This is a genomic window from Bradyrhizobium sp. JYMT SZCCT0180 (assembly GCF_018130165.1).
Taxonomy (GTDB): domain Bacteria; phylum Pseudomonadota; class Alphaproteobacteria; order Rhizobiales; family Xanthobacteraceae; genus Bradyrhizobium.
Genome location: NZ_JAFCLZ010000001.1, coordinates 492,783 through 517,770 on the forward strand (window position 1 = coordinate 492,783; position 24,988 = coordinate 517,770).

At 62.9% G+C, this 24,988-nt stretch carries 26 protein-coding genes; 15 read left to right on the forward strand and 11 right to left on the reverse strand.

The features are described from left to right. Positions 1-9: 9 nt before the first annotated feature. Positions 10-750, reverse strand: coding sequence for a hypothetical protein (locus JQ641_RS02355; RefSeq protein WP_211994208.1), 741 nt, complete (start codon positions 748-750; stop codon positions 10-12). A gap of 237 nt (positions 751-987) precedes the next feature. Between JQ641_RS02355 and JQ641_RS02360 the strand changes: the two genes are divergently transcribed. Then, on the forward strand, positions 988-1,758 hold the full coding sequence (locus JQ641_RS02360; protein ID WP_211994209.1) for a hypothetical protein: 771 nt from the start codon (positions 988-990) through the stop codon (positions 1,756-1,758). A 24-nt stretch (positions 1,759-1,782) separates the two neighbouring features. Here JQ641_RS02360 and JQ641_RS02365 read toward each other — a convergent pair whose 3' ends face one another. After that, entirely contained in the window at positions 1,783-2,586 is an 804-nt protein-coding gene (locus tag JQ641_RS02365) for an SDR family NAD(P)-dependent oxidoreductase (protein ID WP_211994210.1), read from the reverse strand. Positions 2,587-2,788: 202 nt separating this feature from the next. Here JQ641_RS02365 and JQ641_RS02370 point away from each other — a divergent pair, with 202 nt between their 5' ends. The 4 genes from JQ641_RS02370 (at position 2,789) to JQ641_RS02385 (ending at position 8,718) form a co-directional block, all read left to right on the forward strand. Then, positions 2,789-4,846, forward strand: coding sequence for a TRAP transporter permease (locus JQ641_RS02370; protein WP_249150142.1), 2,058 nt, complete (start codon positions 2,789-2,791; stop codon positions 4,844-4,846). 43 nt (positions 4,847-4,889) lie between these two features. Next, positions 4,890-5,864, forward strand: coding sequence for a TAXI family TRAP transporter solute-binding subunit (locus JQ641_RS02375; protein ID WP_211994211.1), 975 nt, complete (start codon positions 4,890-4,892; stop codon positions 5,862-5,864). 279 nt (positions 5,865-6,143) lie between these two features. Then, a complete protein-coding gene (locus JQ641_RS02380) occupies positions 6,144-7,151 on the forward strand; it encodes a Bug family tripartite tricarboxylate transporter substrate binding protein (protein WP_211994212.1) in 1,008 nt (335 codons plus the stop codon). 358 nt (positions 7,152-7,509) lie between these two features. Beyond that, positions 7,510-8,718 carry an EAL domain-containing response regulator gene (locus JQ641_RS02385; RefSeq protein WP_211994213.1) on the forward strand — a complete coding sequence of 403 codons (1,209 nt, stop codon included), beginning with the start codon at positions 7,510-7,512 and terminating at the stop codon, positions 8,716-8,718. A 52-nt stretch (positions 8,719-8,770) separates the two neighbouring features. Here JQ641_RS02385 and JQ641_RS02390 read toward each other — a convergent pair whose 3' ends face one another. Further along, on the reverse strand, positions 8,771-9,361 hold the full coding sequence (locus JQ641_RS02390) for a GNAT family N-acetyltransferase (RefSeq protein ID WP_211994214.1): 591 nt from the start codon (positions 9,359-9,361) through the stop codon (positions 8,771-8,773). A gap of 93 nt (positions 9,362-9,454) precedes the next feature. Then, positions 9,455-9,934, reverse strand: a complete 480-nt coding sequence (locus JQ641_RS02395; RefSeq protein WP_211994215.1) for a hypothetical protein — start codon at positions 9,932-9,934, stop codon at positions 9,455-9,457. Between the two features lie 201 nt (positions 9,935-10,135). On the opposite strand from JQ641_RS02395, the gene JQ641_RS02400 reads away from it, so the two are divergent. Then, a complete protein-coding gene (locus JQ641_RS02400; RefSeq protein WP_211994216.1) occupies positions 10,136-10,438 on the forward strand; it encodes a hypothetical protein in 303 nt (100 codons plus the stop codon). Between the two features lie 160 nt (positions 10,439-10,598). Here JQ641_RS02400 and JQ641_RS02405 read toward each other — a convergent pair whose 3' ends face one another. The 3 genes from JQ641_RS02405 to JQ641_RS02415 all read right to left on the reverse strand — a co-directional run bounded on the left by JQ641_RS02405 (position 10,599) and on the right by JQ641_RS02415 (position 13,618). Further along, positions 10,599-11,786: a hypothetical protein gene (locus JQ641_RS02405; RefSeq protein WP_211994217.1), complete on the reverse strand. Its 1,188-nt coding sequence runs from the start codon at positions 11,784-11,786 to the stop codon at positions 10,599-10,601. A 71-nt stretch (positions 11,787-11,857) separates the two neighbouring features. After that, on the reverse strand, positions 11,858-12,829 hold the full coding sequence (locus JQ641_RS02410; protein WP_211994218.1) for a Bug family tripartite tricarboxylate transporter substrate binding protein: 972 nt from the start codon (positions 12,827-12,829) through the stop codon (positions 11,858-11,860). A 159-nt stretch (positions 12,830-12,988) separates the two neighbouring features. Beyond that, positions 12,989-13,618, reverse strand: a complete 630-nt coding sequence (locus tag JQ641_RS02415) for an NUDIX hydrolase (protein ID WP_211994219.1) — start codon at positions 13,616-13,618, stop codon at positions 12,989-12,991. A gap of 79 nt (positions 13,619-13,697) precedes the next feature. Here JQ641_RS02415 and JQ641_RS02420 point away from each other — a divergent pair, with 79 nt between their 5' ends. The 6 genes from JQ641_RS02420 to JQ641_RS02445 all read left to right on the forward strand — a co-directional run bounded on the left by JQ641_RS02420 (position 13,698) and on the right by JQ641_RS02445 (position 19,853). After that, complete coding sequence (locus tag JQ641_RS02420) at positions 13,698-14,126, forward strand: PaaI family thioesterase (RefSeq protein ID WP_211994285.1); 429 nt, start codon at positions 13,698-13,700, stop codon at positions 14,124-14,126. Between the two features lie 175 nt (positions 14,127-14,301). Next, positions 14,302-15,315, forward strand: coding sequence for an aldo/keto reductase (locus tag JQ641_RS02425; RefSeq protein WP_211994220.1), 1,014 nt, complete (start codon positions 14,302-14,304; stop codon positions 15,313-15,315). Between the two features lie 215 nt (positions 15,316-15,530). Further along, positions 15,531-16,667, forward strand: coding sequence for a TRAP transporter substrate-binding protein (locus JQ641_RS02430; protein ID WP_211994221.1), 1,137 nt, complete (start codon positions 15,531-15,533; stop codon positions 16,665-16,667). Between the two features lie 190 nt (positions 16,668-16,857). Next, a complete protein-coding gene (locus JQ641_RS02435; protein ID WP_192735316.1) occupies positions 16,858-17,526 on the forward strand; it encodes a TRAP transporter small permease subunit in 669 nt (222 codons plus the stop codon). After that, positions 17,523-19,391, forward strand: coding sequence for a TRAP transporter large permease (locus JQ641_RS02440; RefSeq protein ID WP_211994222.1), 1,869 nt, complete (start codon positions 17,523-17,525; stop codon positions 19,389-19,391). Before JQ641_RS02435 ends, JQ641_RS02440 begins: the two co-directional genes overlap by 4 nt. Before the next feature lie 201 nt (positions 19,392-19,592). Continuing rightward, the gene (locus tag JQ641_RS02445; protein WP_211994223.1) at positions 19,593-19,853 is read left to right on the forward strand and encodes a DUF1488 family protein; all 261 of its coding nucleotides are present in this window, start codon (positions 19,593-19,595) and stop codon (positions 19,851-19,853) included. 13 nt (positions 19,854-19,866) lie between these two features. Here JQ641_RS02445 and JQ641_RS02450 read toward each other — a convergent pair whose 3' ends face one another. Continuing rightward, the gene (locus JQ641_RS02450) at positions 19,867-20,094 is read right to left on the reverse strand and encodes a hypothetical protein (protein WP_211994224.1); all 228 of its coding nucleotides are present in this window, start codon (positions 20,092-20,094) and stop codon (positions 19,867-19,869) included. A gap of 1,116 nt (positions 20,095-21,210) precedes the next feature. Between JQ641_RS02450 and JQ641_RS02455 the strand changes: the two genes are divergently transcribed. After that, on the forward strand, positions 21,211-21,567 hold the full coding sequence (locus JQ641_RS02455; protein ID WP_211994225.1) for a hypothetical protein: 357 nt from the start codon (positions 21,211-21,213) through the stop codon (positions 21,565-21,567). Between the two features lie 14 nt (positions 21,568-21,581). Here the strand turns inward: JQ641_RS02455 and JQ641_RS02460 are convergent, their stop codons facing one another. Further along, positions 21,582-22,238 (reverse strand): FABP family protein, encoded by a 657-nt coding sequence (locus JQ641_RS02460; RefSeq protein ID WP_211994226.1) that lies wholly within the window; start codon positions 22,236-22,238, stop codon positions 21,582-21,584. A 177-nt stretch (positions 22,239-22,415) separates the two neighbouring features. Between JQ641_RS02460 and JQ641_RS02465 the strand changes: the two genes are divergently transcribed. Together JQ641_RS02465 and JQ641_RS02470 are read left to right on the forward strand one after the other, a co-directional pair. Then, positions 22,416-22,751, forward strand: a complete 336-nt coding sequence (locus tag JQ641_RS02465; protein WP_211994227.1) for a GrlR family regulatory protein — start codon at positions 22,416-22,418, stop codon at positions 22,749-22,751. Positions 22,752-22,919: 168 nt separating this feature from the next. Continuing rightward, entirely contained in the window at positions 22,920-23,291 is a 372-nt protein-coding gene (locus tag JQ641_RS02470) for a hypothetical protein (RefSeq protein ID WP_211994228.1), read from the forward strand. 42 nt (positions 23,292-23,333) lie between these two features. Here JQ641_RS02470 and JQ641_RS02475 read toward each other — a convergent pair whose 3' ends face one another. Beyond that, on the reverse strand, positions 23,334-24,281 hold the full coding sequence (locus JQ641_RS02475; protein ID WP_211994229.1) for a hypothetical protein: 948 nt from the start codon (positions 24,279-24,281) through the stop codon (positions 23,334-23,336). Between the two features lie 230 nt (positions 24,282-24,511). Continuing rightward, positions 24,512-24,739 (reverse strand): hypothetical protein, encoded by a 228-nt coding sequence (locus JQ641_RS02480; RefSeq protein WP_211994230.1) that lies wholly within the window; start codon positions 24,737-24,739, stop codon positions 24,512-24,514. Positions 24,740-24,988: the final 249 nt, after the last annotated feature.

Here is a 24,988-nt window from a genome sequence, read left to right on the forward strand (position 1 = left end):
GACCACCATTCAGCGCGACTCGATCGCGAGCAATTGGTCGAGCCGTTCCTTCATGGCCCTGCGCAGATCGTAACCCGGCTGGCCGAAGGCGGCGCTGCGGCGGGCGACGAAATCATCCTGCTCACGCTGCAGGGCACGGGCGCGCGGGCCGTCCGCGCTCGCATCGCGGACCACCTTGGTGTTCACGGCAGTGATCTCGCGGTCAAACTTGGCAAGGTCCGGACTGGCGCAGATCGCCTTCTCCACCGGCTGCTTCGTGGTGGCGCAGTTGAAGCTCGGCTTGTTGTAGACCGCCATCAGCGCGCCGAGACGCTCGAGTTCCTGCGCCAGCGATTTGTAATTGCCGCGCGCGGTGGGATGCTCCGGGTTGAGCTTGATCGCCATGCCAAAATCCTGCAATGCCTTCGGCCGGTCGCCCTTCTTGCGCCAGAGTTCGCCGCGCGCGTTGAAGATATCGGCCAGCGCCGGATCGAGCCGCAGCGCGCCGTCATAGTCGGCGATGGCTCGGTCGATCAGATCCTTGCGATCGTTGGCGCCGCCGCGCGCGATCAATGCCTTGATGCGGTCGGACCTCGCGGTCTTTTCGTTGCGGATCAACGCGCCGCAAACGCTGATGGTCTTGTCGTCGTCATTGGCCGCCGCAGCCGCAACGCAAGGCGCGGGATCGACTTGCGGATCTTTGGTCGGCTCGGCGCCGGTTGCGAAGGCGGCTTGCACGAACGCCATCCACAGCAGGGAAGCGACGACCATATTGCGGATGATAGGACAACCTCGCATCAACAGACCCGGAAAAACGCTCTCGACTACGGACAATCCTAGCAAGCGAGGTGCGCTTCTGACAGCGGCGAAGGCGAATTTCGTAAGCCGTTCGAAACCCGATCCTGGCTGAAACATGACGTCCGGGAAGCCGCACTTTTCGCCTGCAAGTGTGCCTATCCATTGAAGAATTTTCGTTGAACCTTTCCCGTTCATGGTCGACTCAAAACCATGGCTATGCTGACCGACACCACTCCGCCGCGCGCGACCGCGTATTCCCAAACCGGTTATTTTTACTTCTACATGGCGCTGGCCTGCATGGCCGTCGCGTTTCTCGGCTTTGCACCGACCTATTGGCTGCCGATGATGTCGCGATCGCTGTCAGCCTCGCCCGTCGTGCATTTTCACGGCCTGCTGTTTTTCGCCTGGTCGTTCTACTTTGCATTCCAGACCTGGCTCGCCGCATCGGGAAATGTCACCCGGCACCGCGCGATCGGGATGATCGGCGTGTCGCTGGCGACTGCGATGACGATCTTCGGCTTTTTGGTTGCGGTCAACGCGATGAAGCGATCGGCGGCCGCCGGACTGACCAGTGAAGGCATCGCCTTTGCGATCGTCCCGCTCAGCGGCATTCTTTTCTTTGCGGTGGTGTTCGCGCTGGCCATTGCGAACATTCGCCGGAGCGAAATTCACAAACGGCTGATGTTGCTGGCCGGCATTTCGCTGCTGGATGCGGCCGTGGCGCGCTGGTTTCTCACCTTCCTGGCGCCTCCCGGGCCGCTCGGCCCGCCGCCGGTGCCCGTCACCATCCCGCCGGCCATCGTCGCCTATCTGCTGCTCGTGGTCGCCATCGTGCACGACTGGCGCACGCGCGGCCGCCCGCATCCGGTCTATATCTATGGCGGCGCCGCGCTGATCGCCGTCAAGCTGCTGAACTGGCCGATCAGCATGACGTCGATGTGGCACTCCTTTGCCGGCGGCATACTGGCGATGGCGCAGTAGCGGAAGCGCGAGCCCGCGCTTCGCTTATGCCGACCTCGCCGTCATCCCGCCATCGACCACGAGTTCGAGCCCGGTGACGTAGCGGGATTCGTCGGACGCCAAGAACAACGCCGCGTTGGCGACATCCCAGGCGTCGCCCATGTGCCCCATCGGCACTTGCGAATCCCTTGCCCGCCACATCGCCTCGACATCGCCCTTGGCATAACTTGCCGCAAGACCTGCGGAGTGCTCGACCATCGGCGTTTTCATCAAGCCCGGCAGAATGCAGTTCACCCGGACATGATCGGCTGCGAACTGCACCGCCGTGGTGCGCGTCATCTGGTTCATTGCCGCCTTCGACGCCCCATAGGAGACGTAGGAAATCCCGACGTGGCGGATCGAGGCGATCGAAGAGATATTGATGATCGAGCCGCCGCCCTGTTTCTGCATCACCGGAATAACGTGCTTCATGGCGAGGAAGGCGCTCTTGAGATTGACCGCGAACACGCGGTCCCATTCGGATTCCGTCGTCTCGACCACGCTGCCCATCTCGGCAATGCCGACATTGTTGTCGAGCACATCGATACGGCCATAGGTCTTCAGGCACACCGCCACCATCGCCTCGACTTCGGCGGCGCGGGAGACGTCGGCGGTAAAGGCCGCCGCCTTGCCGCCCTCGCCCGTGATGATCTTCACGGTTTCTTCGGCTGCCGCCGCGTTGCGATCGACGCAAAACACCTGCGCACCCTCGCGGGCAAACGTCACCGCGGTCGCCTTGCCGTTGCCCCAGCCGGGCCCGATCGAACCCGCGCCGACCACCATCGCCGTCTTGCCCTTGAGCCGTTCCATCGACTTCTCTCCCCTTGATTTGGCCGGGAAGTTGAACGGGCACAGGCCCGCGGTCAACCCGTCCAGCGCGTGGCGGCCGATGCAGCCCTCGCATGGATGTAATCATCCGAAAGTCTCTCGATTTAAGCCCTTGCCACGCCTGCCCAAACCGGCATGAATGCGCCGCCGTTAAAGGCCCCGGCGATCCAGCCGGGAGTTATCAATGCGCTCCGGGGGAAGCATGGCCGCACAGGGTCAACCACCAGGCAATTCCTTGCCCAATGACGACGTCGTCGCCGTTTCCGACGAAGCGTTGCATAAGGCTGAATTGTTCATCGAGGCCGAGGAAGGCGCGGCCAACCGCCTGATGGGATGGGCGGGACGGATCTCGACCACCATTGCGGTGGTGATGAGCCTGTTCCACCTCTATGCGGCCTACGCGATCGTTCCGACCCAGGAACTGCGCTATACCCACGTCGCCTTTACGCTGGTACTGAGCTTCCTGCTGTTTCCGCTGGCGACGCGGTTTCGCAACCGGGTGCGCTGGTGGGACGTGGTGCCGGGCATCTTTGCGGTCGCGACCATCGTCTATGCGCTGTGGGGCGGCGAGGATTTTACCGACCGCGCCACCTCGCCCGACCGTTGGGACGTCATCGTCGGCGTCGTCTTCATCGTGCTCGTGCTGGAGGCGACGCGGCGCACCACCGGGCTGATCATGCCCGTCGTGGCAATATTATTTATCGCCTATGCGATGCTCGGCCCGCATCTGCCGGCGCCATGGACCCATCGCGGCTACGACCTGCCCCGGCTGGTCGGTCATCTCTTCATCACGCTGGAAGGTATTTTTGGCGTCGCGGTCGACGTGTCGGCGACCCTGATCATCCTGTTCACGATCTATGGCGCGTTCCTGGCGCAATCCGGTGCCGGCAAGTTCTTCATCGATTTCTCGCTGGCGCTGATGGGCGGCAAGGCGAACAGCGCCGGCAGAACCGTGGTGCTGTCCTCGTTCCTGCTCGGCGGTCCCTCCGGATCGGGCGTCGCCACCACCGTGATGATCGGCACCGTGGCCTCCCCGATGCTGGCCAAGGCCGGCTTTGAAAAGAACGCCGCTGGCGGTTTGCTGGCGGCCGGCGGTCTCGGCGCCATCCTGTCGCCGCCGGTGCTCGGCGCCGCCGCGTTCCTGATCGCCGAGTTTCTCAAGATCAGCTATCTCGACGTGATCTGGATGGCGACGATTCCGACCTGTCTCTATTACATGTCGCTGCTGTTCATGGTCGAACTGGACGCGAAAAAATTCGGCGCCAAGGACGTCAACTTCACGCCGGAGATGTCGCTCGGACAGATGACCCGGCGTTACGGCTTTCATTTCATCTCGCTGCTTGCCGTGGTCGTGTTCATGGTGATCGGCTATTCGCCGTCGCTGTCGGTGTTCTATGCCATCGTCGTGACCTTCGCGCTGAGCTTCCTGCGCAAGGAAACCGCGCTGGTGCCGAGCAAACTGGTCAAGGCGCTGGCTGAAGGCTCGACCGGCGCGCTGAACGCGGCGACGACCTGCGCCTGCGCCGGCATCGTGGTCGGCATCGTGACGCTGACCGGTCTCGGTCTCAAATTCTCGGCGATCGTGATCAGCTATGCCGGCGGCAGCCTGCTGCTGACGGCGATCTACACCGCGCTGATCGTGTGGATCATCGGTCTCGCGGTGCCGGTGACCGCCTCCTACATCATCTGCGCGGTGATCGCCGCACCGGCACTGATCAAACTCGGCGTGCCCGATTACGCCGCGCACATGTTCATCTTCTATTACGCCGTGCTGTCGGAGGTATCGCCGCCGACCGCGCTGTCGCCGTTCGCAGCGGCTGCCATCACCGGCGGCGATCCCTACAAGACCACGCTGCAGTCCTGGAAATACACCTTGCCGGCGTTCCTGGTTCCGTTCGTGTTCGTGCTCGATCCGCAGGGCGTCGGATTGCTGCTCGCGATCCCCAAGGGCGGATCATGGCTCGACATCCTCGAAATCACCATCAAGACCACACTGGGACTGCTGGCGCTGGCCTCAGTTGCCCAGAACTGGGCGCTGCGACAAAATACGCGGGTCGAGGGAGGCCTGCTTCTGCTATCCGGATTGCTGCTGGTATTTCCGAGTTTGATCGAGGCGATCGTCGAATGGATGATCGGCCGCGATATCAGCTACACCTACGTGCCCGGGCTGATCATCGGCTTCGGCGTGTTACTGTGGCAGTCGAGAACGCGGGCGCCGAAACGACCGGCGCTTACAACTTAAGTCCAAGAATAACGTCAAGGATAGGGTCAAGGGAGTAATTGAGATGAAAATAATGAAAAAGACCGTGGCCGTGCTGGCTGTGACTGTTGCGGCCGGACTCGCCTTCGCGGGCATCGTCCATGCCCAGCAGAAGACGATGTCGATCGGTACCGGCGGAACCGGCGGCGTCTACTATCCGCTTGGCGGCGCCGTCGCCAACGTGCTGTCGAAGAGCCTTCCCAACGTGCAGGCCACGGCCGAGGTCACCGGCGGCTCGATCGACAATCTCAAGCTGATCGGCACCGGACAGAGCGAGATGGGCTTCACCATGGCCGATGCCGCGCTCGACGCGCTGCAGGGCCAGGACAAGTTCAAGAGCGGCAAGCTGCCGCTGCAGGCGCTGCTCGTGGTCTATCCGAACCGCATGCACGTGGTGACCGTCGAAGGCACCGGCATCAACACCATGGCGGACCTGAAAGGCAAGCGTGTCTCGACCGGATCGCCCGGCGGCGCCACCGAAGTGATGGCGTTCCGCGTCATCGAGGCCGCCGGCCTCGACAAGGACAAGGACATGAAGCGCGAGCGGCTCGGCGTCGCCGAATCCGTCAACGCCATCAAGGACCGCAAGATCGACGCGTTCTTCTGGGTCGGCGGCATTCCGACGGCGGCGGTGACCGATCTGGCGGCAACGCCAGGCATCAAGATGAAGCTGGTCGACCACGGCGATCTCGCCGAGAAGATGAACGCCAGGTACGGCAAGCTCTACACGTCCAGCAAGATCAAGGCGGGCTCCTATCCCGGCTACGACAAGGACAATTCCATCGCCGAGGTCTGGAACCTGATCGTGACCGGCGACAAGATGAGCAACGACGACGCCTACACGATCGTCAAGACGCTGGTGGAGAAGAAGGCCGACATCGTTGCCGTGCACAAGGAAGCCGAGAGCTTCTCGCTCGACAACCAGGTGCAGGACCGCTCGCCGATCCCGTTCCATCCCGGTGCGCTGAAGTACTTCAAGGAAAAAGGCATCGGCGGCTAAGTTTCGTTCATGCCCTGACACGTAGCCCGGATGAGCAAAGCGACATCCGGGATAGTCACGGGTTAACCCGGATATCGCTTCGCTCATCCGGGCTACGCGCTTCTATTTTGACCGCGGTCTGCAAGGACCGCGGTCATTTCTTTGAGCTTGTGTTTCTCGCTGATGTCGGCCTGATCGGGTTTTGCGCCATGATGCCAAAGACCCCGGGCATGACCCCGACGGGGGTGGTGGTCGCGCCGATTAACAAATACGGTCCGCCGAAATTTTGGAGGGACCGACATGACTTCGAAGATTATCCATCCATACCGCCTGAGCCGCCGCGCTGTGCTGACCGGCGCGGCTGCCTTAGGCGGTATGTCGCTATTGCCGCGGCGGGCGGGCGCCGATCAATGGCCGACACGGCCGGTCAAACTGGTCGTGCCGTTCGCGGCCGGCGGCACCACCGACATCCTGGCGCGCGTGGTCGCGGCAAAAGTCTCGGAGGAATTCGGCCAGCAATTCATCGTCGAAAACAAGACCGGCGCCGGCGGCAACATCGCGGCTGAATTCGTCGCGAAGGCCGAGCCCGACGGTTACACCTTCGTGGTGGGAACGCCGGGCACGCACGCCATCAACCAGTTCGTGTTCAAGAACATGAACTACGACCAGGCCAGGGATATCGCTCCGGTCATCATCATCGCGCGGGTACCCAATCTTTGTTCGGTCACCAATTCGCTGCCGGTGAAATCGGTCGCGGAGCTGATCGCTTATGCCAAATCGAAACCGGGCGAGTTGTTCTACGGCACGCCCGGGCTCGGCAGCACCGCGCATGTCTCGACCGAATTGTTCAAGTCGATGACCGGTGTCGAAATGACCCATGTGCCGTACAAGGGCAGCGCTCCGGCGCTGACCGACCTGATCGCCGGCCGCGTGCAACTGACGATCGACAATCTGCCGGCCTCGCAGCCGTTCGCCGAATCCAACTCGATCCGCCCACTGGCGGTCTCCTCTGCGAGGCGCTGGCCGGGCCTGCCGGATCTGCCGACGATCGCGGAAGCCGGCGTACCCGGTTACGAGGCGGCGTCCTGGTTCACCATCGGTGCACCGGCCAAGACGTCGAAGGAGATCATCGACAGGCTCAACGCCAGCGTCGACAAATTCCTCAAGACCGAGGACGGCATCGCGCGGCTGCGCAAGCTCGGCGCTGAACCCGCCGGCGGGTCGCCCGCGGACATGCAGGCTTACGTGCTGGCGGAAACCGAGAAGTGGGGCAAGGTGGCCAAGTTCGCCGGCATCAAGCCGGAGTGACGATCGCGTTCAGGTGACGCCGCGCGTCGAAGCGATTCTTGTGTTCGGCGCGAACATAAATTGTGGTCGCGCCGACAAGCGACCACAGGCGTTAACGCGCGTCCAGCAATGAAACAGCGCGCAAATGCACGCCTCCGTTCATAGAGCATGCCCACGACAGCGACGAGCACGGATGGGTCACCATCGGGCTCACGAGTTGCCATGTTACAGCCAGATGACTTGCCGCTTTCGTTACAATTCTAGTTTCATTGGCGGCTTTAACCTTACCCATGCATTCATCACCGTGTCCCTAAAACTCCATGATTAGCGCCGCCGCGCGGATGTACGACTAGCGTCGATATCTGTGCAGGGGGACGGAATGAATCTGATCAATGCTAACGCGCATGCGCGCGCCGGTGGCTTCGGACTGCGCAGGGTGATGCCCCGCGCCTGCGTGGCCGACGCCAAGAAACACCTGCGGTTGTTCCTCTCTGACGCGCTCGAGGAGCTCGGCTTCATCACCAGCGCATGCGCTTGTGCAAGCGAGTTGGCAGGCGTGCTTGACGCACAACAGCCCGACCTCGTCGTGCTCGGCGTGTCCGTCAACGGGACCGAGGTCGGCGAAATTCTCGAAGTTCTGGTCCGGAAAAATTTCGGCGGCAAGGTGCTCATCATCGGTCCACCGGACTCGATTATGGTAAAGGCGGTTCGGCAAATTGCCGAGGAATACGATATCGCGATGCTGCCCTCGCTGCCGACGCCCTTCAGCGCCGGAACGTTGCGGGCCAGCGTCGCCTCGCTGCTGCCCACCGAACCGGCGCCGAGCCCGGCGGTGGACGTGGCCGAGGCGCTGAAGGCCGGATGGCTCGAATTGTGGTATCAGCAAAAGATCAATGCGCGCACGCTGGTTCCAAGCGGCGCGGAGGCGCTGGTGCGGATGCGACATCCCGCCTGGGGGGTCGTGCCACCGGCGTATTTCATCCCGGACGACAAGGATCCGCATTATCGCGCGCTGTCCGAGTTCGTGATCGGCCGCGCGATCGAGGATTGGCATTACCTTCTGGAGCAGCATGGCCCGGTTGATCTCTCGATCAACCTGCCGGTTTCGTTTTTAAGGGGCCGCGAAACGGTGCGCGACCTCTGTCTCGGAATGCCCGACCATCCCGCGTTCGGCGGTTTGATCATCGAGATCGACAGCGCCGAGGTGACGGACAATCTGGATCTCGTGATCGACGTCGCCAGGCAGGTGCGCCTGCATAATATCGCGATTGCCGTCGACAATGTCGGCCCGGAATGGCCCGCGCTCATGGGGCTGCGGAACTTTCCATTCGTCGAGCTGAAAGTCGACCATCAGTTTGTCACCGGCTGCGCGGATGACCGCTTGAAGCAGACCGTATGCCGCCACATCGTCGAGCTGGCGCAGGACCACGGCGCGCGCGCCATCGCCCAAGGGGTCGAAACCCGCACCGATTTTCTCGCCGCGCATGACATGGGCTTCGATCTGGTCCAAGGCTATCTGTTCAGCAAGCCGCTCGGGGTCAAGAAATTTGCCCGCTCGCCCCCGGTGCTGCCATCCCCCGCCGGGTAAAAGCCGTGAGGGGGCGTTCGGTCCGACTCACCGAACTTCATCAAGCACTGCCTCACGGATGAACCAGCCGCGTGCGCGCACGGCCATCTTCATCGAAATTCTCGTCCGCGAGCCACGCGGCGATGGCGGCGCAGCGCGCCGGCCATTCGGCGGCGATGATCGAATGCCACGCCACGTCGCAGCGACGCCCCTTGCTGAGGGCCGAGCCACGCCAGGTACCCTCCGGCGTAAAACCGTAGCGCGCGGCCGCGTTCAACGACGCCTGGTTTGCCGCGTTGCAGCGCCAGACCAGCCGCTGGTACTGCAATTCCTCCATCGCATATTGCATCAGGAGAAAGATCGCTTCGGTCGCGGCCCGGGTTCGCTGCAGCCGCGGCGAAAACCAGATCGCCCCGATTTCGATCGCCCCCTCGGCCGGATAGATATCGCACAGCGATAGCCAGCCTTGAGCCACGCCGCTGCTGTTCGGCCGCACCACCCAGAACGGCTGATCCGCCCGCCCGGCCAATTCGGTGACCAGCGCCAGCAAGTCGCGCTGCTGCGCGAACGGCCCGTAGCGCAAATAGGCAAATGATGCATCGGCGCCCTGCGCGGCGTGCCAGAGCTCGTCCGCGTGTCCGGCGGTAAGCGGTTCGAGGGACATCGCGCGTCCCTCAAACCGGAGCCGTTCAGGAAACGGCCAGGGCGGTGGCGGCGTGCCCGGCGCAGAGGGGGCGGCTGTCACGCCCGCCGACCATCAATCGAACTTCATGTCGAGACATTTCGAGATGTCGGAGCCGAGGCCGGACGAGATGATGATGCAGCCGCGTACCTTGCGCGCATTGTTGTCGCTGGCCCAAACCGCATAGCCGCCGGGTCCGAAAAACGAGTTGGTGTTCGGCGGTTCGGTTTCGGTGGCGTCGAACGAATAGTTCGAATCGGTGTCGAAGATGCGGGGCTTCTTGGCGCAGTTGCCGTCGGCCTGCACGTTGATGACTTCCTTGTTGTCGCGCGTCAGCGCCAGCGTGACCTGGCAGCGGTAATATTCCGAGGTCTTGATGTTGAAGACATAGGCGTACGATCTGCAGGTCGCGGTGTTGAGCTTGCCGGGGCTCAGGCCGCGGCTGCAGGCAATCCGCTGGTTGTTGCTGAGCTTGAATTCGTCGGCCTGGACAGCGGAAGCCAGCGTCATGAAAGACAGCGCAACACCGAAACCAATCTTCATGACGAGGTTCATCCGAATCATCCCTATAACGTTTCTGGCAATTGCGCGTTTGTAACCGGAAACCGGAACATAGTCGCGAAGTCGAAGGCGGGGAATCACAAAGTCGCAGAGAAAGCGTGATGCGGCAAAGGTACCATTGACGGAATAATGACGTTCGTGATTTGTTCAAACGAACGGGGCAGAAGCCAATTTTGGCCGCTGGGAGGGACAACGATGACGGGAATTTCAGCCAAGACCTTTTTGATCGCGGCCGCGCTCGGCGGGCTGACGTCGTCTGCATTCGCACAGGCCGCGCCTACGCCCTGGGAGCTGAACTCCGGCACGGGCTATGCCTACGGCAAGGACGGCAAGACGGTTGCGTACAAGTTAGGCACCAACAACGCCGGCACGCTGCTGAAGGGCGCGAAGAAAGTGCCGAAGGGCACGCTGTTCTTCGTCGGCGAGAACGGCCAGCTTTACATGCGGACCGGCCCCTATCTCGAAGACGACGGCAAGTTCAAGTTCGGCGCGAATTGAGGGGCGCGCTTAACCACCGCTTGTCGTCCCGGCGAACGCCGGGACCCATACTCCGCGGCGCCAGTAATTTAAGGAAGGTATCTAACGCCCTGCGCGAACGATGGGACACGGCGTATGGGTCCCGGCGTTCGCCGGGACGACGATGCTTCAGCAGGGTTGCCTAAAACGCCGCCGCCAGTTCCTTCGCCCCTGGCTTGCCGCTGTTGACGTCCATCCGCTCGTCGGTGATCGCCAGCAGTTTTGCCACCGTGTTGTGGCGGATCGCGACCGGGTTGCGCTCGTAGCCACCGCGCTGGAAGAAATTCGAGGTCGGCACCTGCTCGCGCATCGCCTGCGGCATCGTCACCATGTCGAGACCGGTGCTGTCGCCGGTCAGGTTCATCATCTCGAGTTCGGCGGCGCTGAGCGGCCTGGTATAGCCCTTGGCGCGCGCGAACAGTACCGAGGTCAGCAGCTTGTGGGTCTGCAGCAGCGGGCCGACGTCGATGTCCAGCACCATGGCGTGGACCCCCCAGCCCTGCGGCGTGTTGGCGAGCTTCTCGTGCTCCGACCATTGCACCGGCACCGAGCGCGTGAACGCCACCATCCGCTTCAGTACCGCCAGCTTGTGATCCATCGCCTTGCGCGCCGGTCCTGACAGGCCGGCGGCCTTTTCCGTCAACGCCTTGACGATGTCATGCCCCTGTTCGGCGAGCAGCGAGACGGTGTTGGTGGTGAGCAACTGGTTGTAGCCAACCGCCGTCGAGATCGCGCGCGAGCCCGGGCGCGAGGAACTCAATCCGGATTGCATGTCGTGATTGCCGTTGCCGCCGGTCTCGAACGAATAGACCCGCACGATCTGCTCGCGCGTCAGCCCGGAAGCCAATGCGACGCGGCCATAGGCGCGCTTGAACTCGACCTCGCTGGCGGGCCGCTGCGGGGTAAACTGGAACTGCGCGGCGGCGGCTTGCAGGAAATCGGCGACCACCGGAAGCGGCTTGCGCTCGCGGGGCTTGTCGTCGGGCTCCGGATCCACCGGCCGCTTCGGCCCGTCGTACAGCGGCGGCTGCGTCAGCACATAATCATCGAGCGTGATGGCCTGGCGCTCGCGCCGCTTGGCGTTGCGGCCGCGCCGTTTTTCGGCAATCGCGCTCCAGTAGGGTTCGGCTTCCTGCTCGAACGCGGCGCGCGCGGCCTGATATTCCTTCAGCTTGCGGCGATATTCCGCGATCGCCTGTGGCGAGGCCGCCTGCGCCATCGCATCCGCCGTTGAGGCCGGCAGCCCGTCCATAGCCAAAGCCGGCGGCGCGCCCGCGGCAAGCGCGAGCGCGACAAGGCCAAAGCAGGGGCGAATCAATTGCAGACGCATGCCCCCGTTGTAGCAATTGCCGGGTTCAAGTCAGTTAACAAAGTGCCCGAAACAGCGCGACGCTGCGCCGCTCACTCCTGCTCGACGCCGCTGGTCTTGATCAGTTGCGACCACTTCTTTTCATCCTTGTCGATGAAATCGGCGTAATCCTCCGGCGTGCCCGGCGTGATCTCGGTGCCGTCATTGGCCAATTGCCTCTTGACCTCGTCAGAGCCAAGCGCGTCACGCAGCACCTTGTTGAGCTTGTCGATGATGGGCCGCGGCGTGCCTGCAGGCGCCGCGAGGCCGTAATACAGCGACGCATCGAAGCCGGCCAGGCCCGCTTCCGCCATCGTCGGCACGTCCGGCAGCAGGCTGGAGCGGGTCGTGCTGGTCACCGCGAGCGCGCGCAGTTTGCCGGCCGAGACGTTGGGATGCGAGGCCGGGATCGGCGCGAACGCCATCGGGATATGGCCGCCCAACAGATCGGTCAGCGCCGGACCGGTTCCCTTGTAGGGAATATGCACCAGCGTAATCCCGGCGGTGCGGGCGAAATATTCGCCGGTGATGTGACTGACCGTGCCGGCGCCGGCCGAGCCGAAATTGACCTTGCCGGGATTGAGCTTGGCGTGCGCGATCAGTTCGGCGACGGTCTTGGCCGGGAACGACGGATGCACCACCAGCGAATTCGGCGCATTGCCGATCAGGCCGATCGGCGCGAAATCCTTGCGCGGATCGTAGCCGGCGCTCTTGTAGAGCGAGGGCCCGATCGCGAGCGTGCCGGTATAGCCCAGCACCAGCGTGTAGCCATCGGGATCGCTCTTGGCGACGGCCTTGGTGCCGATCGTGCCACCGGCGCCGGGACGATTGTCGACCACGACCTTCTCGCCGAGCAGTTCGCTCATCTTGTCGGCGATGCCACGGCCGACGATCGAGGTCGAGCCACCAGGTGCGAACGGAATCACCAGCGTGATCGCCCGCGTCGGATAGTTCTGCGCATGTGCGCTGCTGAGGCTGGCGACGAAACCGACGGCGATGACGGCGGCAAAAGCGTGACTACGCATTCAGCGCTCCCTTGGGATCATTGTTCTTGTTGCTCATATGGTCGCTGAAACGATCGCTGTCCGCAACCCGTCATTGCGAGGAGCGAAGCGACGAAGCAATCCATTCTTGCTTTGCCGCACGGTGGATTGCTTCGCTTCGCTCGCAATGACGGTTGAACCCTATTTCCAGGCAAACACCGGCTGTTCCAGCTCGGCCACGCGGGTGTTGCGGCCCGCCAGCACTTCGCTGAACTGATAGATCAGTGCCGCCGTCGGCGCGTGGATGTGCTGGCCGGCGAGGCGAAAGCGGATCACGCGCCGCGCGCTTTCGGGAATTTTGGTGAAGCTGAACGCGTCTTGCTGCTCGATCTCATCGAGCGCGATGCGATGCACGGAAGCCACCTCCGCCGGGTTCGGCACCAGCGCGGCCTTTGTGCTCGCCCACACCACGACCGGTGTGATCAGATAGCCGGACCTCGTCGGATAGTCGTCGAGCAGGCCCAGTACATCGCCCTCACCCAGCTCCAGGCCGAGCTCTTCATGAAGCTCGCGCAACGCCGACTGGACCTGCGTCTCGCCGGGATCGCAGCGTCCGCCCGGCAGCGCCCATTGGGCCGAATGGGAGCGCAGGCCCTCGGCACGCCGCGTCAGGAGAAACGCCGTTTCCGCGCCATTCTCGCTTTCGGTGAGCGCGATGACCACGGCGGCCCGCTTCAGCGCAGGCTCTGGCTCATCCGCCGTCGCCCGCGAAAAAGCTGCAACGAGCTCTGCGATATTTCGCCGGGTGGCATCATCAAATGAACGGGCCATGGCGCTTGACTACAATACTCCCGCGTTTGATGAAATGACTGTCGAGACATGACCGCCTGCAGGAAACGGAATGCATCAGATGACGACCAGGGCCGCCACGGAGAAGCTGAAATCCGATGGCTGGAAAATCGTCGAAACGACCGGCTTCCTGCATCTGATCGGACCGCTGTGGCAGCGAACGCTCGACGGCGAGCTTGAATTCGCGCTGATCACCGAGGACAAGCACCACAATCGTCGCGGACTGGTGCAGGGCGGCGTGCTGATGACGTTTGCCGACCGCACCTGCGGCATCACCGCGCGACACGTCTCGGGCAAGCCGACGCTGGCGACCGTGCAGCTCGATACGCATTTCGTCGAATCCGGCAAGATCGGCGAGGTGTTGATCTCGAAGCCGCACGTGGTGCGATCCACCCGCAGCCTGATTTTCATCACCACGGAAGTGACCGTCGACAAGCGCTGTATCGCGATGGCGTCGGGCGTGTTTAAGATATTGAAGAACGATGCATAGCTCGCTGTTCTAACCTCGCCCCGCTTGCGGGGAGAGGTCGGCGCGTAGCGCCGGGTGAGGGGGTACAGGTCTCTCGGCAGTCTTTGCTCGGAGAGAGGCCCCTCACCCCAACCCTCTCCCCGCGAAGAGCGGGGCGAGGGAGTCGATAGAGCCGTCAATATAAGGAGCCCGCACCATGCAATATCGCCAACTCGGCCGCAGCGGCCTGAAGATTTCGCCGATCTGCCTCGGCACCATGATGTTCGGCGGGCCGACCGACGAGGCGACGTCGTCGCGGATCGTGGCGAACGCACGCGAGGCCGGCATCAATTTCATCGACAGCGCCGACGCCTATAATGGCGGCAAGTCCGAGCAAGTGGTCGGCCGTGCCATTGCCAATGTCAGACACAGTTGGGTGCTCGCAACAAAACTCGCCAATCAGATCGGCGACGATCCCAATTGCGGCGGGCTGTCGCGGCGCTGGGTGCTGCAGGCGGCGGAAGAGAGTTTGAAGCGGCTCGGCACCGACTATATCGACATCTACTATCTGCATAAGGAAGACCATTCGACGCCGCTGGAGGAGACCGTGCGCGCGATGGGTGACCTGATGCGACAGGGCAAGATCCGCTATTTCGGCGTTTCGAACTACCGCGCCTGGCGCGTCGCCGAGATCTGCAACATCTGCGACCGCAACGGCATCGACCGCCCGGTCGTCAGCCAGCCCTACTACAACGCCATGAACCGGATGCCGGAGGTCGAGCACTTCCCGGCCTGCGGCTATTACGGTCTCGGCATCGTGCCCTATAGCCCTTTGGCGCGCGGCGTGCTGACCGGCAAGTACCTGCCCGATGCAACGCCCGACAAGGACAGCCGCGCCGGCCGCAACGACAAGCGCATGATGCAGACCGAATGGCGGCCGGAATCCTTGCAGCTCGCGCAGCAAATCAAGGAGCACGCCGAAGGGCGCGGCATCACCGCCGGGCAGTTCGCGGTGTCATGGGTGCTGAACTCGTTATTCGTGTCCGCCGTGATCGCCGGTCCCCGCACCGAGGAGCAGTGGGACGATTACCTGAAGGCGCTCGACTATCGCTTCACGGCGGAGGACGAGGCGCTGATCGACCGGTTGGTCGCGAGCGGGCATCCATCCACACCGGGGTTCAACGATCCCGGCTATCCGATCGAGGGACGGCGCGCGCGCACGACGACTTAAACGAAAGTCGCATACGCCATCGCCGCTTGCGAAATTTAATTCAGCGCCTTCGGAATAAATCCGAAAGCCGCCATCGACGTTGTTCACCATCTGCCGCGTCGAAGCGTCGCATCTTCCCGAACATTCTTGCCAAACACCTGCGCAAGCCTTTGTCTCCCTTCCAATAAAAAGGGGCGCATCCTTGGTTGGATCGCCGTCAAAACGGGGAGGAAATCATGACGACATCCAAAAAAGACACCACTTCCAGCCGCCGCCGCTTCCTGAAAGTGGCCGCCGCGGGCGCTGCAGCAACGGTCGCAGCCCCCAGCGTCGTAAACGCGCAAGGCGCGACCAGCATGCGCTTCCAGAGCACCTGGCCGGCCAAGGATATTTTCCACGAATACGCGCTCGACTACGCCAAGAAGGTCAACGACATGACGGGCGGCGATCTCAAGATCGAGGTTCTGCCGGCCGGCGCCGTGGTGCCCGCCTTCGGCCTGCTCGAGGCGGTCTCGAAGGGTACGCTCGACGGTGGACACGGCGTGCTCGCCTATCATTACGGCAAGCAGAACGCGCTCGCGCTGTGGGGCTCCGGTCCCGGCTATGCGATGGACGCCAACATGCTGCTGGCCTGGCACAAATACGGCGGCGGCAAGGAGCTCCTGGCCAAGCTGTACAGCTCGATCGGCGCCAACGTCGTCTCGTTCCCTTATGGGCCGATGCCGACCCAGCCGCTCGGCTGGTTCAAGAAGCCGGTCACCAAGGCCGACGACCTGAAGGGCGTCAAGTTCCGGACCGTCGGCATTTCGATCGACGTGTTCACCGGCATGGGCGCCGCAGTCAACGCCTTGCCCGGCGGTGAAATCGTCGCCGCGCTCGACCGCGGCCTGCTCGATGCCGCCGAATTCAACAACGCCACGTCGGACCGCGTCCTCGGCTTCCCCGACGTGTCCAAGATCTGCATGCTGCAGAGCTATCACCAGAATGCCGAGCAGTTCGAGATCATGTTCAACAAAGACAAGTACGACGCGCTGCCGGCGAAGATCCGCGCGATCCTCGACAACGCCGCCGAAGCGGCCGGACAGGACATGGCCTGGAAGGCGATCGACCGGTACTCGAAAGACTACGCCGAGATGCAGACCAAGGATAACGTCAAGTTCTACAAGACCCCCGACTCGGTGCTGCAGGCGCAGCTCGATATTTACGATCAGGTCGTCGAGAAAAAGTCGGCGGAGAATCCGCTGTTCAAGGAGATCGTCGCGTCCCAGCTGGCGTTCGCCAAGCGCGCCACGCAGTGGGAGCAGGACACGGTGGTCAGCCGCCGCATGGCGTATAACCACTACTTCGGACCCAACGCCAAGAAGCGGACCTAAAGGCGATAGAATCGGCCAACAGACCCCGTCCGGGATGGCAATCCCGGGCGGGGTCTTGTATCGTCGGCTTGCCATCGCCTGCGCATTCACGACGTGAACGCGCTCCGACGCGGCGCCGGATTTCAGGTCGGCCATTACGCCCGCCCCGTCCGGATCATTCCTGCAGCCCGTACCAAGCAGTCCAGATTTCATGAACAGCGACCGTTTTCTGCATACCATCGACGGTATCAGCACCTTTGCCGGCAAGGCGGCCGCCTGGCTGATCATGGCGCTGATGCTTCTCGTCTGCGCCGAGGTTTTCAAGCGCTACATCCTGAACATGCCGACCGCCTGGATCTTCGATGCGTCGAACATGATGTACGGCGCGGCGTTCATGCTCGGCGGCGCCTATACGCTGGCGCAGAACGCCCATGTCCGCGGCGACTTTCTCTATTCCTCGATGCGGCCGCGCACCCAGGCCGGGCTCGATCTGGTGCTCTACGTCGTGTTCTTCCTGCCCGGCATCGCGGCGCTGGCTTATTCGGGCTGGGACTACGCCGCGCTGTCCTGGCGCATCAACGAGCACTCCAACGTGACCGCGGACGGACCGCCGGTCTATCATTTCAAGGCGATGATCCCGCTGGCCGGCATATTGCTGCTGCTGCAAGGGTCCGCTGAAATCGCGCGCTGCGTCATTTGCCTCAAGACCGGCGTGTGGCCGAGCCGCCTCAAGGACGTCAGCGAGATCGACGTCGTCGAGGAGCAACTGGCGCTGAGCGAGCATGTCGACGACGAAACGCGCCGCAACGCGATCGAGCATGCGCAGAACATCGAGGAAAGCGCGCGCCAGCGCGGCTTGGGCGGAGCGTCACAGCCATGAGCGATCCGGCACTCGGGCTTTTGATGCTCGGACTCATCGTCGTCGTCATCATCATGGGTTTCCCCACGGCGTTCACGCTGATGGGGCTCGGCATGTTCTTCGGCTTCTTCGCCTATTACCGCGCCGGCGAATCCTGGGCCGATAACCACATCTTCGACCTGATGGTCCAGCGCACCTATGGCGCGATGACCAACGACGTCCTGATCTCCATCCCGCTGTTCGTCCTGATGGGCTACGTGATGGAGCGCGGCGCGCTGGTGGACAAGATGTTCTACGCCATCCAGCTGGCGTTCCGGCGGGTGCCGGCGGCGCTCGCGGTCGCCTCGTTGATCGTCTGCACCTTCTGGGGCATTGCCTCTGGCCTCGTCGGCGCCGTCGTGGTGCTGATGGGCGTCATCGCCTTCAACCCGATGCTCAAGGCCGGCTATGACGTGAAGCTCGCCTCCGGCGTCATCACCGCCGGCGGCACGCTCGGTATCCTGATCCCGCCCTCGGTCATGATCATCGTCTATGCGGCGGTCGCCGGGCAATCGGTGGTGAAGCTGTACGCCGCCGCGATGTTTCCGAGTTTCTTCCTGGCGTTTCTCTACCTCGTCTACATCGTCGGCTGGGCGCTGATTAACCCCAAAATCGCGCCAAAACTGCCGGAGAGCGAAACCCGGGTGCCGGTGCGCCCGTGGGTGACGCAGATCCAGCAGCTGTATTCCCGCAAGATGCTGCCGGCGTTGCTGGCCGCGACGGTGGTCCCGTCGCGGGCCCTTGCCATCACGGTGGATGGCGCCCGGCTCGGCTACGGCACGATCCTCAAGAGCCTGTCGTTCGCGCTGGTCCCGCTGGTCATGACGCTCGGCACCCTGTGGGGCATCTGGTGGTACGTCGTGATCCACCAGCAGCCGGACGCGCCCACCGCCATCGAGCGCAGCGAGGCTCCGACCCCGCTCGGACAGGGCGCGCCGAGCAGCGAGCCGGTCGAGGAAAAGCTTCAGGAACTGGGCAGCTCGGTCCAGCAGTCCGGCGCAGCCAAAAAGGGCGAGCCGGAAGTGCTGCAGCAGATGGGCAATCTGCAGAGCGAAAGCGCCGCTCCGCCGTCGGCGTCCGGGCCGCCTGAAGGCTTTTATCTGTATTTCGGGTTCACCGCGGCCGTCCTGCTGCTGCTGCTGTTCTACTATTACGCGATCATGGAGGCCGAGCAGTTCGAGGTGCTGCGGCTCTTGATCACCTCGGTGATGCCGCTTGGCCTGCTGACCGTGATCGTGCTCGCCGTGATCCTGTTCGGCATCACGACCGCGACGGAATCGGCGGCGGTGGGCGCCGCCGGCGCCTTCCTGCTGGCGTTCCATGCCCGCACGCTGAACTGGAAAAAGACCAAGGAGGCGGTGTTCCTCACCCTCAAGACGACGTCGATGGTGTGCTGGCTGTTCGTCGGCTCGGCGCTGTTCTCGGCGGTGTTCGCCATTCTCGGCGGCCAGGCGCTGCTGGAAAGCTGGGTGCTGTCGCTCAATTTGACGCCGCTTCAGTTCATGATCCTGTCGCAGGCGATCATCTTCGTCCTGGGCTGGCCGCTGGAATGGACCGAGATCATCGTGATCTTCGTGCCGATCTTCCTGCCGATGCTCAAGCACTTCAGCGTCGACCCGATCTTGTGGGGCGTGCTGGTGTTCGTGAACCTGCAGGCGGCCTTCCTGTCGCCGCCGGTGGCGATGTCGGCGTTCTACCTCAAAGGCGTCGCGCCCAAACACGTCACGCTGAACCAGATCTTTTCCGGCATGATGCCTTACATGTTCATCGTGATCGTCTGCATGGTCTTCATGTATATCTGGCCGGGCATGACGCTGTGGCTGCCAAAATATCTGTACGGCGGTTAGGCCGGGTTCCAGTTTTCAGGGAACAACGGCCTCAACGGGCCGTTATCCCCCTCCGACGTGCGGCGAACGCAGCCGCAAACCAGTGGAGGATTCCGATGGAACCGATCCTGGGTTTTGAACCGATCCTGATCGTTGTTGTCGTGGTGGCGTTGTTTAGCGGCGGCCACTATTTGGGCCGACGTCACGGCCACTGGTGACCACATGATCGATTTTCCGAACCATAGCCGCAGCTATGACCACACCAGGCGCGCGGTGCGGTTCTGGGGCTATGACAGCGCGATCGAGGCCTCGTTCTATGTCCACGAGACGGCGCTGGCGCGAATCCAGCCGGGCATTCCGCTCGATGAATCCGGCTGCCTGAACGCCTTCGACGCCAACCGCGACAGGATCTGCGCCGCCGCCGCCCGGGTTTACGTACGCGGCAGCCGCGGCTCCTACGATCTCGGCGCGGCAAACTTCTGAGGAGGTAACGGCCTCAATCCGCCGGGCACAGCCCCTCTTCGATCGCGGCCGATTGCAATTGGCCGGCGTCGGTGATGCCCGCCGCGGCGGTTGCCAGGATACGCGACGCCATCTTGACCTTGATTGCGGGCGTGGCGGGCTTGCCCGACGCACTGTCGACATGGGCCGACGCCGCTTCCAGCACCGATCTCATCATTGAAACCAGTTCCGGATTGAAGTTGTTCGGCGAAATCTTGGTCATGCGCACTCCCGTTGGCGCTCATGTAGCGCGGCAACGTGACTCCAATACGACCCTGGTGTGAAGGATCGCCTTAGAGGTTAAGGACCCGGCTTCGCCTAAGAGGGCTACGCCGGGCGCGGCCCGGCTTGCTCTGATTCAATTTTCAAATAGCCCTCCTATTGGTCGTCCCGGCGAACTCAGATGCGCAATTGCGCATCGGGGGACCCATACGCCGCGGCAGTCGTTGTTGGCAGAAGGTCTCTAACGTCAGCGCTTTAACCGATGGGCCGCGGCGTATGGGTCCCGGGTCAAGCCCGGGACGACGGCGGTGTTTGTTGTTGCACCATCACGTGAACGCAGCTTCGCGTTCTCGCGACGCGACGCGCCCGAGCTTTGCCAGAAATTTCCTTGCCCTCGAAAAGAGAGGGCGCAGGGAAGACCGGGTGCGCGCTGCACCCGCGGTCTCGTGTGCAATTGTGCATAAGAATGCGCACACGAGCATACAGGTCCAGCGGAGAGCATCCGGCCTTCCCTGCGCAATGGCTTTACGGCTTATAACGCGCTCTCCCCGGTGAGACGGCCTCTATTGCCACCGTCGCCCCTCGGAAGCGTTAGCTCCCGCGGGACTTGACGCCGTTACGGGCGCCAGGACCACACGCTTTCGCCGTACGCTCCAGCCGCGACCGTCAATCGCAACTGTCACGTCCACCGCAACCCGCCCCTCGTCGTGACGACGGCCGACGCCCCTCTTGATAGGACGGGATGCGCAAATTCGTAGAGATGATTTGCCCGACGAGGAAAGCGGAATTTTGCCCGTCGGGTTAATTTGTCGCACTACTGTCTCCATCTCGTCATTGCGAGCCACCGGGTCGCGCGCATGCGCGCCCGATGACAGGCTCCGCGAAGCAATCCATGCCTCGGCTTGGCGCAATATGGATTGCTTCGCTGCGCTCGCAATGACGTAGGCAGTCATTCCGGGGCTCGCGAAGCGAGAACCCGGAATCCATCCGACGGCAGAGCATGTGGCCCGATGGATTCCGGGCTCGCGCTACGCGCGCCCTCAGATGCGCAATCGCGCATCGGGGAATGACGGAGGCCCATCTTTCGAAACATTAACTTCACCGCCAGCGTCCCGTAATGGCGGGGCTGGTAATCGTGCGGCCGACCAACAAAACGCGAGGTTTCGTTGTGGGACGTGCGTTGGAATACAATTTTACAACGCTGCGAATTTCCCGAGCCTATGTCAGCCTGGTGTCCCGCCCCGAGGGTGAGGCGGTTTCCCTGGCGTGGATCGGCGATTATGAAATTCGCATGCACGCAGCCTCAGCGGCTTGCGCCGCAAGGCAGCCGCTTTTTATCGTCGAGATCTTCGACCATGACGCGCAACTCTTTATCGACAGTCGCGCGTGCCACACCCTTGCGGAGGGCGCCGTCGCGTTCGACGAATTCCTGCATCTGGCGGAGCCGGTAGCAGGCGGACCGCACGACATGTAGATGGTCGGATTTCGCTATCTTGTCTCCGCCCGATCTTTCAGGATGACAGCCAGCGGATTGGGTACCGCCGCCCCGATGAGCTTCAAGGTGTTGGTGTCGTGATGATTGAACGGGCGATCCCGGCCCTTCACCAGAAGCTCGGTTTCAAGGAGATAGGTCCAACTACCGTCTTCGTTGAAGGTGATGTCGCATCGGTAGCTTTCCGTGCGGAAAGCTTCGTCCAAAAATTCCGTCGAGCAGATTCCGTAGCGCGTATCGCCGCGCTTCGCCGTGACCGAGATTCGCCTGTCGTCCGGCTTCGCATGGCCCGCTGCGAGCAAGACCTGGCCTCGCGGAATGGTCACGCTTTGCAGGATCAGGCCGGTTGCGGGCTCCCAGAGCCAATAGCCGACCTGATCGTGGAAGGTGATGTCTTCCTCCGGCGTGTTGATGTGGACGTGATAGCGCAAGCCATAAAACAGCTGCGGTCCGTTGGCCTGCGGATCGATCGGGTCCATCCGGACATGCTCGCGAAACACCCGACGCTCCGGGCCGTCGGCCTTGGGGTTGACGTCCACGCCCTTGTCCGCCTGCCAGATACCCGCCAGATGACGAAGCGGTCCGAGATTGGCGAGGCTATCCGGCGATACGTTGTCGGGCTCGGTAAAGATGTCGGCGGGAATGGGCAGCATAGGAAAACCTCGCGTGATGGCGGTTTCGGCAATATCAGGCTTCCCGGGCGATTACGTCGCCATTTCGGTGTCCGCCCGCTATAAGCTTAAATTGCACTCGCCAGAGCGACAAGTCGCGCAGGAAAACAGCGGGTATGCGTCGGCAATGTCTGCCGGCGATCGGGCGTGGAAATAATCATGATCAAGAACGGGCTTTATTCGTTATCTGCCAAATCCCGCGACGGCGTGGCCGATGACGTCGGCGGCATCCTGATCTTCCGCGACGGCCAGATCCACGGCGGCGACGCGTATGTCTATTACACCGGCAGCTATGAGTGCTCCGGTGGAAGCTGGAAAGGCAAGATGACCAGCAACGAACATACCCCGACAGACCGACCGATGGTGGCCCGCGTGCAGTACATCGGATTTTTTGGCACCTACAACGACGCCGGCGCCAAGGTCGATGCTATGGCCCTCGTTGGTGATCAGGGGATTCGGTATGATGCGGTGTTGCGGTTGTTGGTGGCGGGGTGAGTTTGATGCGGAGCTGCGCGTGCCGCGCACGCGATAATGTTTAGTTCACTGTCACGCATCTAGCTCACAGCAGCGAATTACGGCTTCGTCTCCAATTACGGCTGCGTCGCTGCCCCGTGGCCCTGCTATGATCCCATCCTGCCGCCTGGCGAACGAGGAGGGAAACCAATGACGATCGTGGTCGGTACTCTCGTCGCGCTGCTTGGACTTGTCCTCGTCGTGGTGGGGCTTGGAATCTTCTTCATCTTCCGAGTGGGGCTTCGCGTCTTCGATCAGGCGCTGAAGACCGAGGTTGCCGGGCAAGGCCGTGAGCAGGTTGAGCGCGCGGCGATGAAGATCAAAAACCCGTTGGTGCGCCGGTTCGTGCTTCGGCATCTCGTTGCGGCCGGCGGGGCGCTGGCGGTATCGCTGGTGCGGGGCGCGATCCAATCGCGCATGCGAACGGGGCTTTGGGCGGCGGTTGCAGGCCTCGCCGCGTTGATCGGCGCGTTCTTTACGGGAAGGTGGCTACCGCTCGTCTGGGCGGGCGCGGGCGGCTGAGCCGCGAGCAGGAGCAGGCGCTACGGCTGAACAAGCCGGCACTTACTCGCTGCAGAACAGCCGTTTGAAATCGGCGCTGCCCGGCTGCAGACTCGCGTAGGCGGCGATCTCTTCGTCGCTGACATGAATCTGGAGCGGCTCATCGCGGGTGATGCCGGCAATCGCAGCCCTCGCGGCCTCGTCGCTCGCGCCCTGGGCACGCGCCGCAACGTAGGCTTTGCGGGCACCGATGCTGCGCACCTCGGCGAACGTCGACGGCGGCTGCAGCCCTGCAAAGCGTGTGTGCATCAGCTGCTCAACCGGCCGTCCGACCAGCTTGCGGACAACAGGATCAGGATGGTCGGCGACCGGCTGCACCAGGAAGGCGTCCAGTGCCGTCATGTAGCTCGCGACCCGCAGGTATCCGGCGAGATGCGACAAGGGCGGGTGCCGCGGCGCGAGGACGTCGGCGAATGCTCCGTCCGCGGCGGTCGCGTTGGCGAGATAGCAGCGCCAGTGCTTGTGCGGCGGGAGCCCGGGATGCACGAACCCCGCCCAGATCGCGCGCAACGCGTCCGCATCAATCTTGACCAGGATGCGCCGCACGTCCCCTTGATTTGACTTGAGGCTGATGCGGGCGCCGCCGTCAGCCGCCGACTCCGCCGTCCAGGCCGGGCCTGCGGAATGCAGGACCAGCCGGCGGCCCCCGCGCTCGGGCACAACAGTCCATTCCGACGTGGTCGAGACCGCGAGGTTGCGGATATGGGGATCCATTTGCGGCGTATCGATCGGGTCGGTCGCGGCGGTACGCTCTCGCATCTGCAGACGATTGCCGTCGAGCGTCACGCGGGTACGCCCGGCAAGGGGTGCATCGCTGCAAGCGCTGGGGCCGAGTTGCGCGCAAATGACGGCGCTGGTCGGCTGAAACTTCATGATGCGGCTCTCGGCCGCGCCGTCCTCGCCTATGACGAGAAGCTCCTCCATCGACACGACCGTGTCGCCGCGGATCAACGCGGGGAAGGTATCGTCAACGGAAATCCACCAACCGACGAGATCGCGCGCTTCGAAAGCTGCCGCCGTTCTGCTGGCTGACCCGAAGGCGACGGCAAGCGTCAGCGCTGTCGCAACCAGCCGGGACAAGACGGGGGCCCCAGGGACAACGCACATATGACAGTCCTCCGTCCCGAGCGGATTCCGCTTCCTCCATCGCGTCTTGGCCGCGGCAAACCACCTGTTGCAAATCAATTGCGGCTACGCATGTCCTTGGGCCGATCAGGGCCGGGCGGCCCGGTGATCTTCAGCAATATCCAGGTGGCGAGGCAGGCGCCGACGACCGAGCCAACGGAACGAAACAGGTAAAGCTGATCGGTGCTGGACGCGAGCCACCGTCCCGCGAAATCGCCGAGGACCCCTCCCACCGGAATGAACACAAGCCAAAGTGCAAAGCGCCAAACCGGTTTGTTCAGCACGGTGATCGTTCCTCGACCGCCTTCGCCAACCCCGACTTCTCCGGCGCCATGACGATTCCACGAAATGGAGCCGGCGTACCACGGATGCGGGCTCCTCGCCCGCGGATTGCACGCTACCACGCCGTTGCAGGAAACGTGAAGGTTTTCGGATGCCGGCCCCGCATGAGCAAAGCGATGCGCGGGGATGGGCCAACCAATTCCGGTGTCGCATACTTTGGCGAACCGGGCGGGCAGAAGGTCCCACCGAGA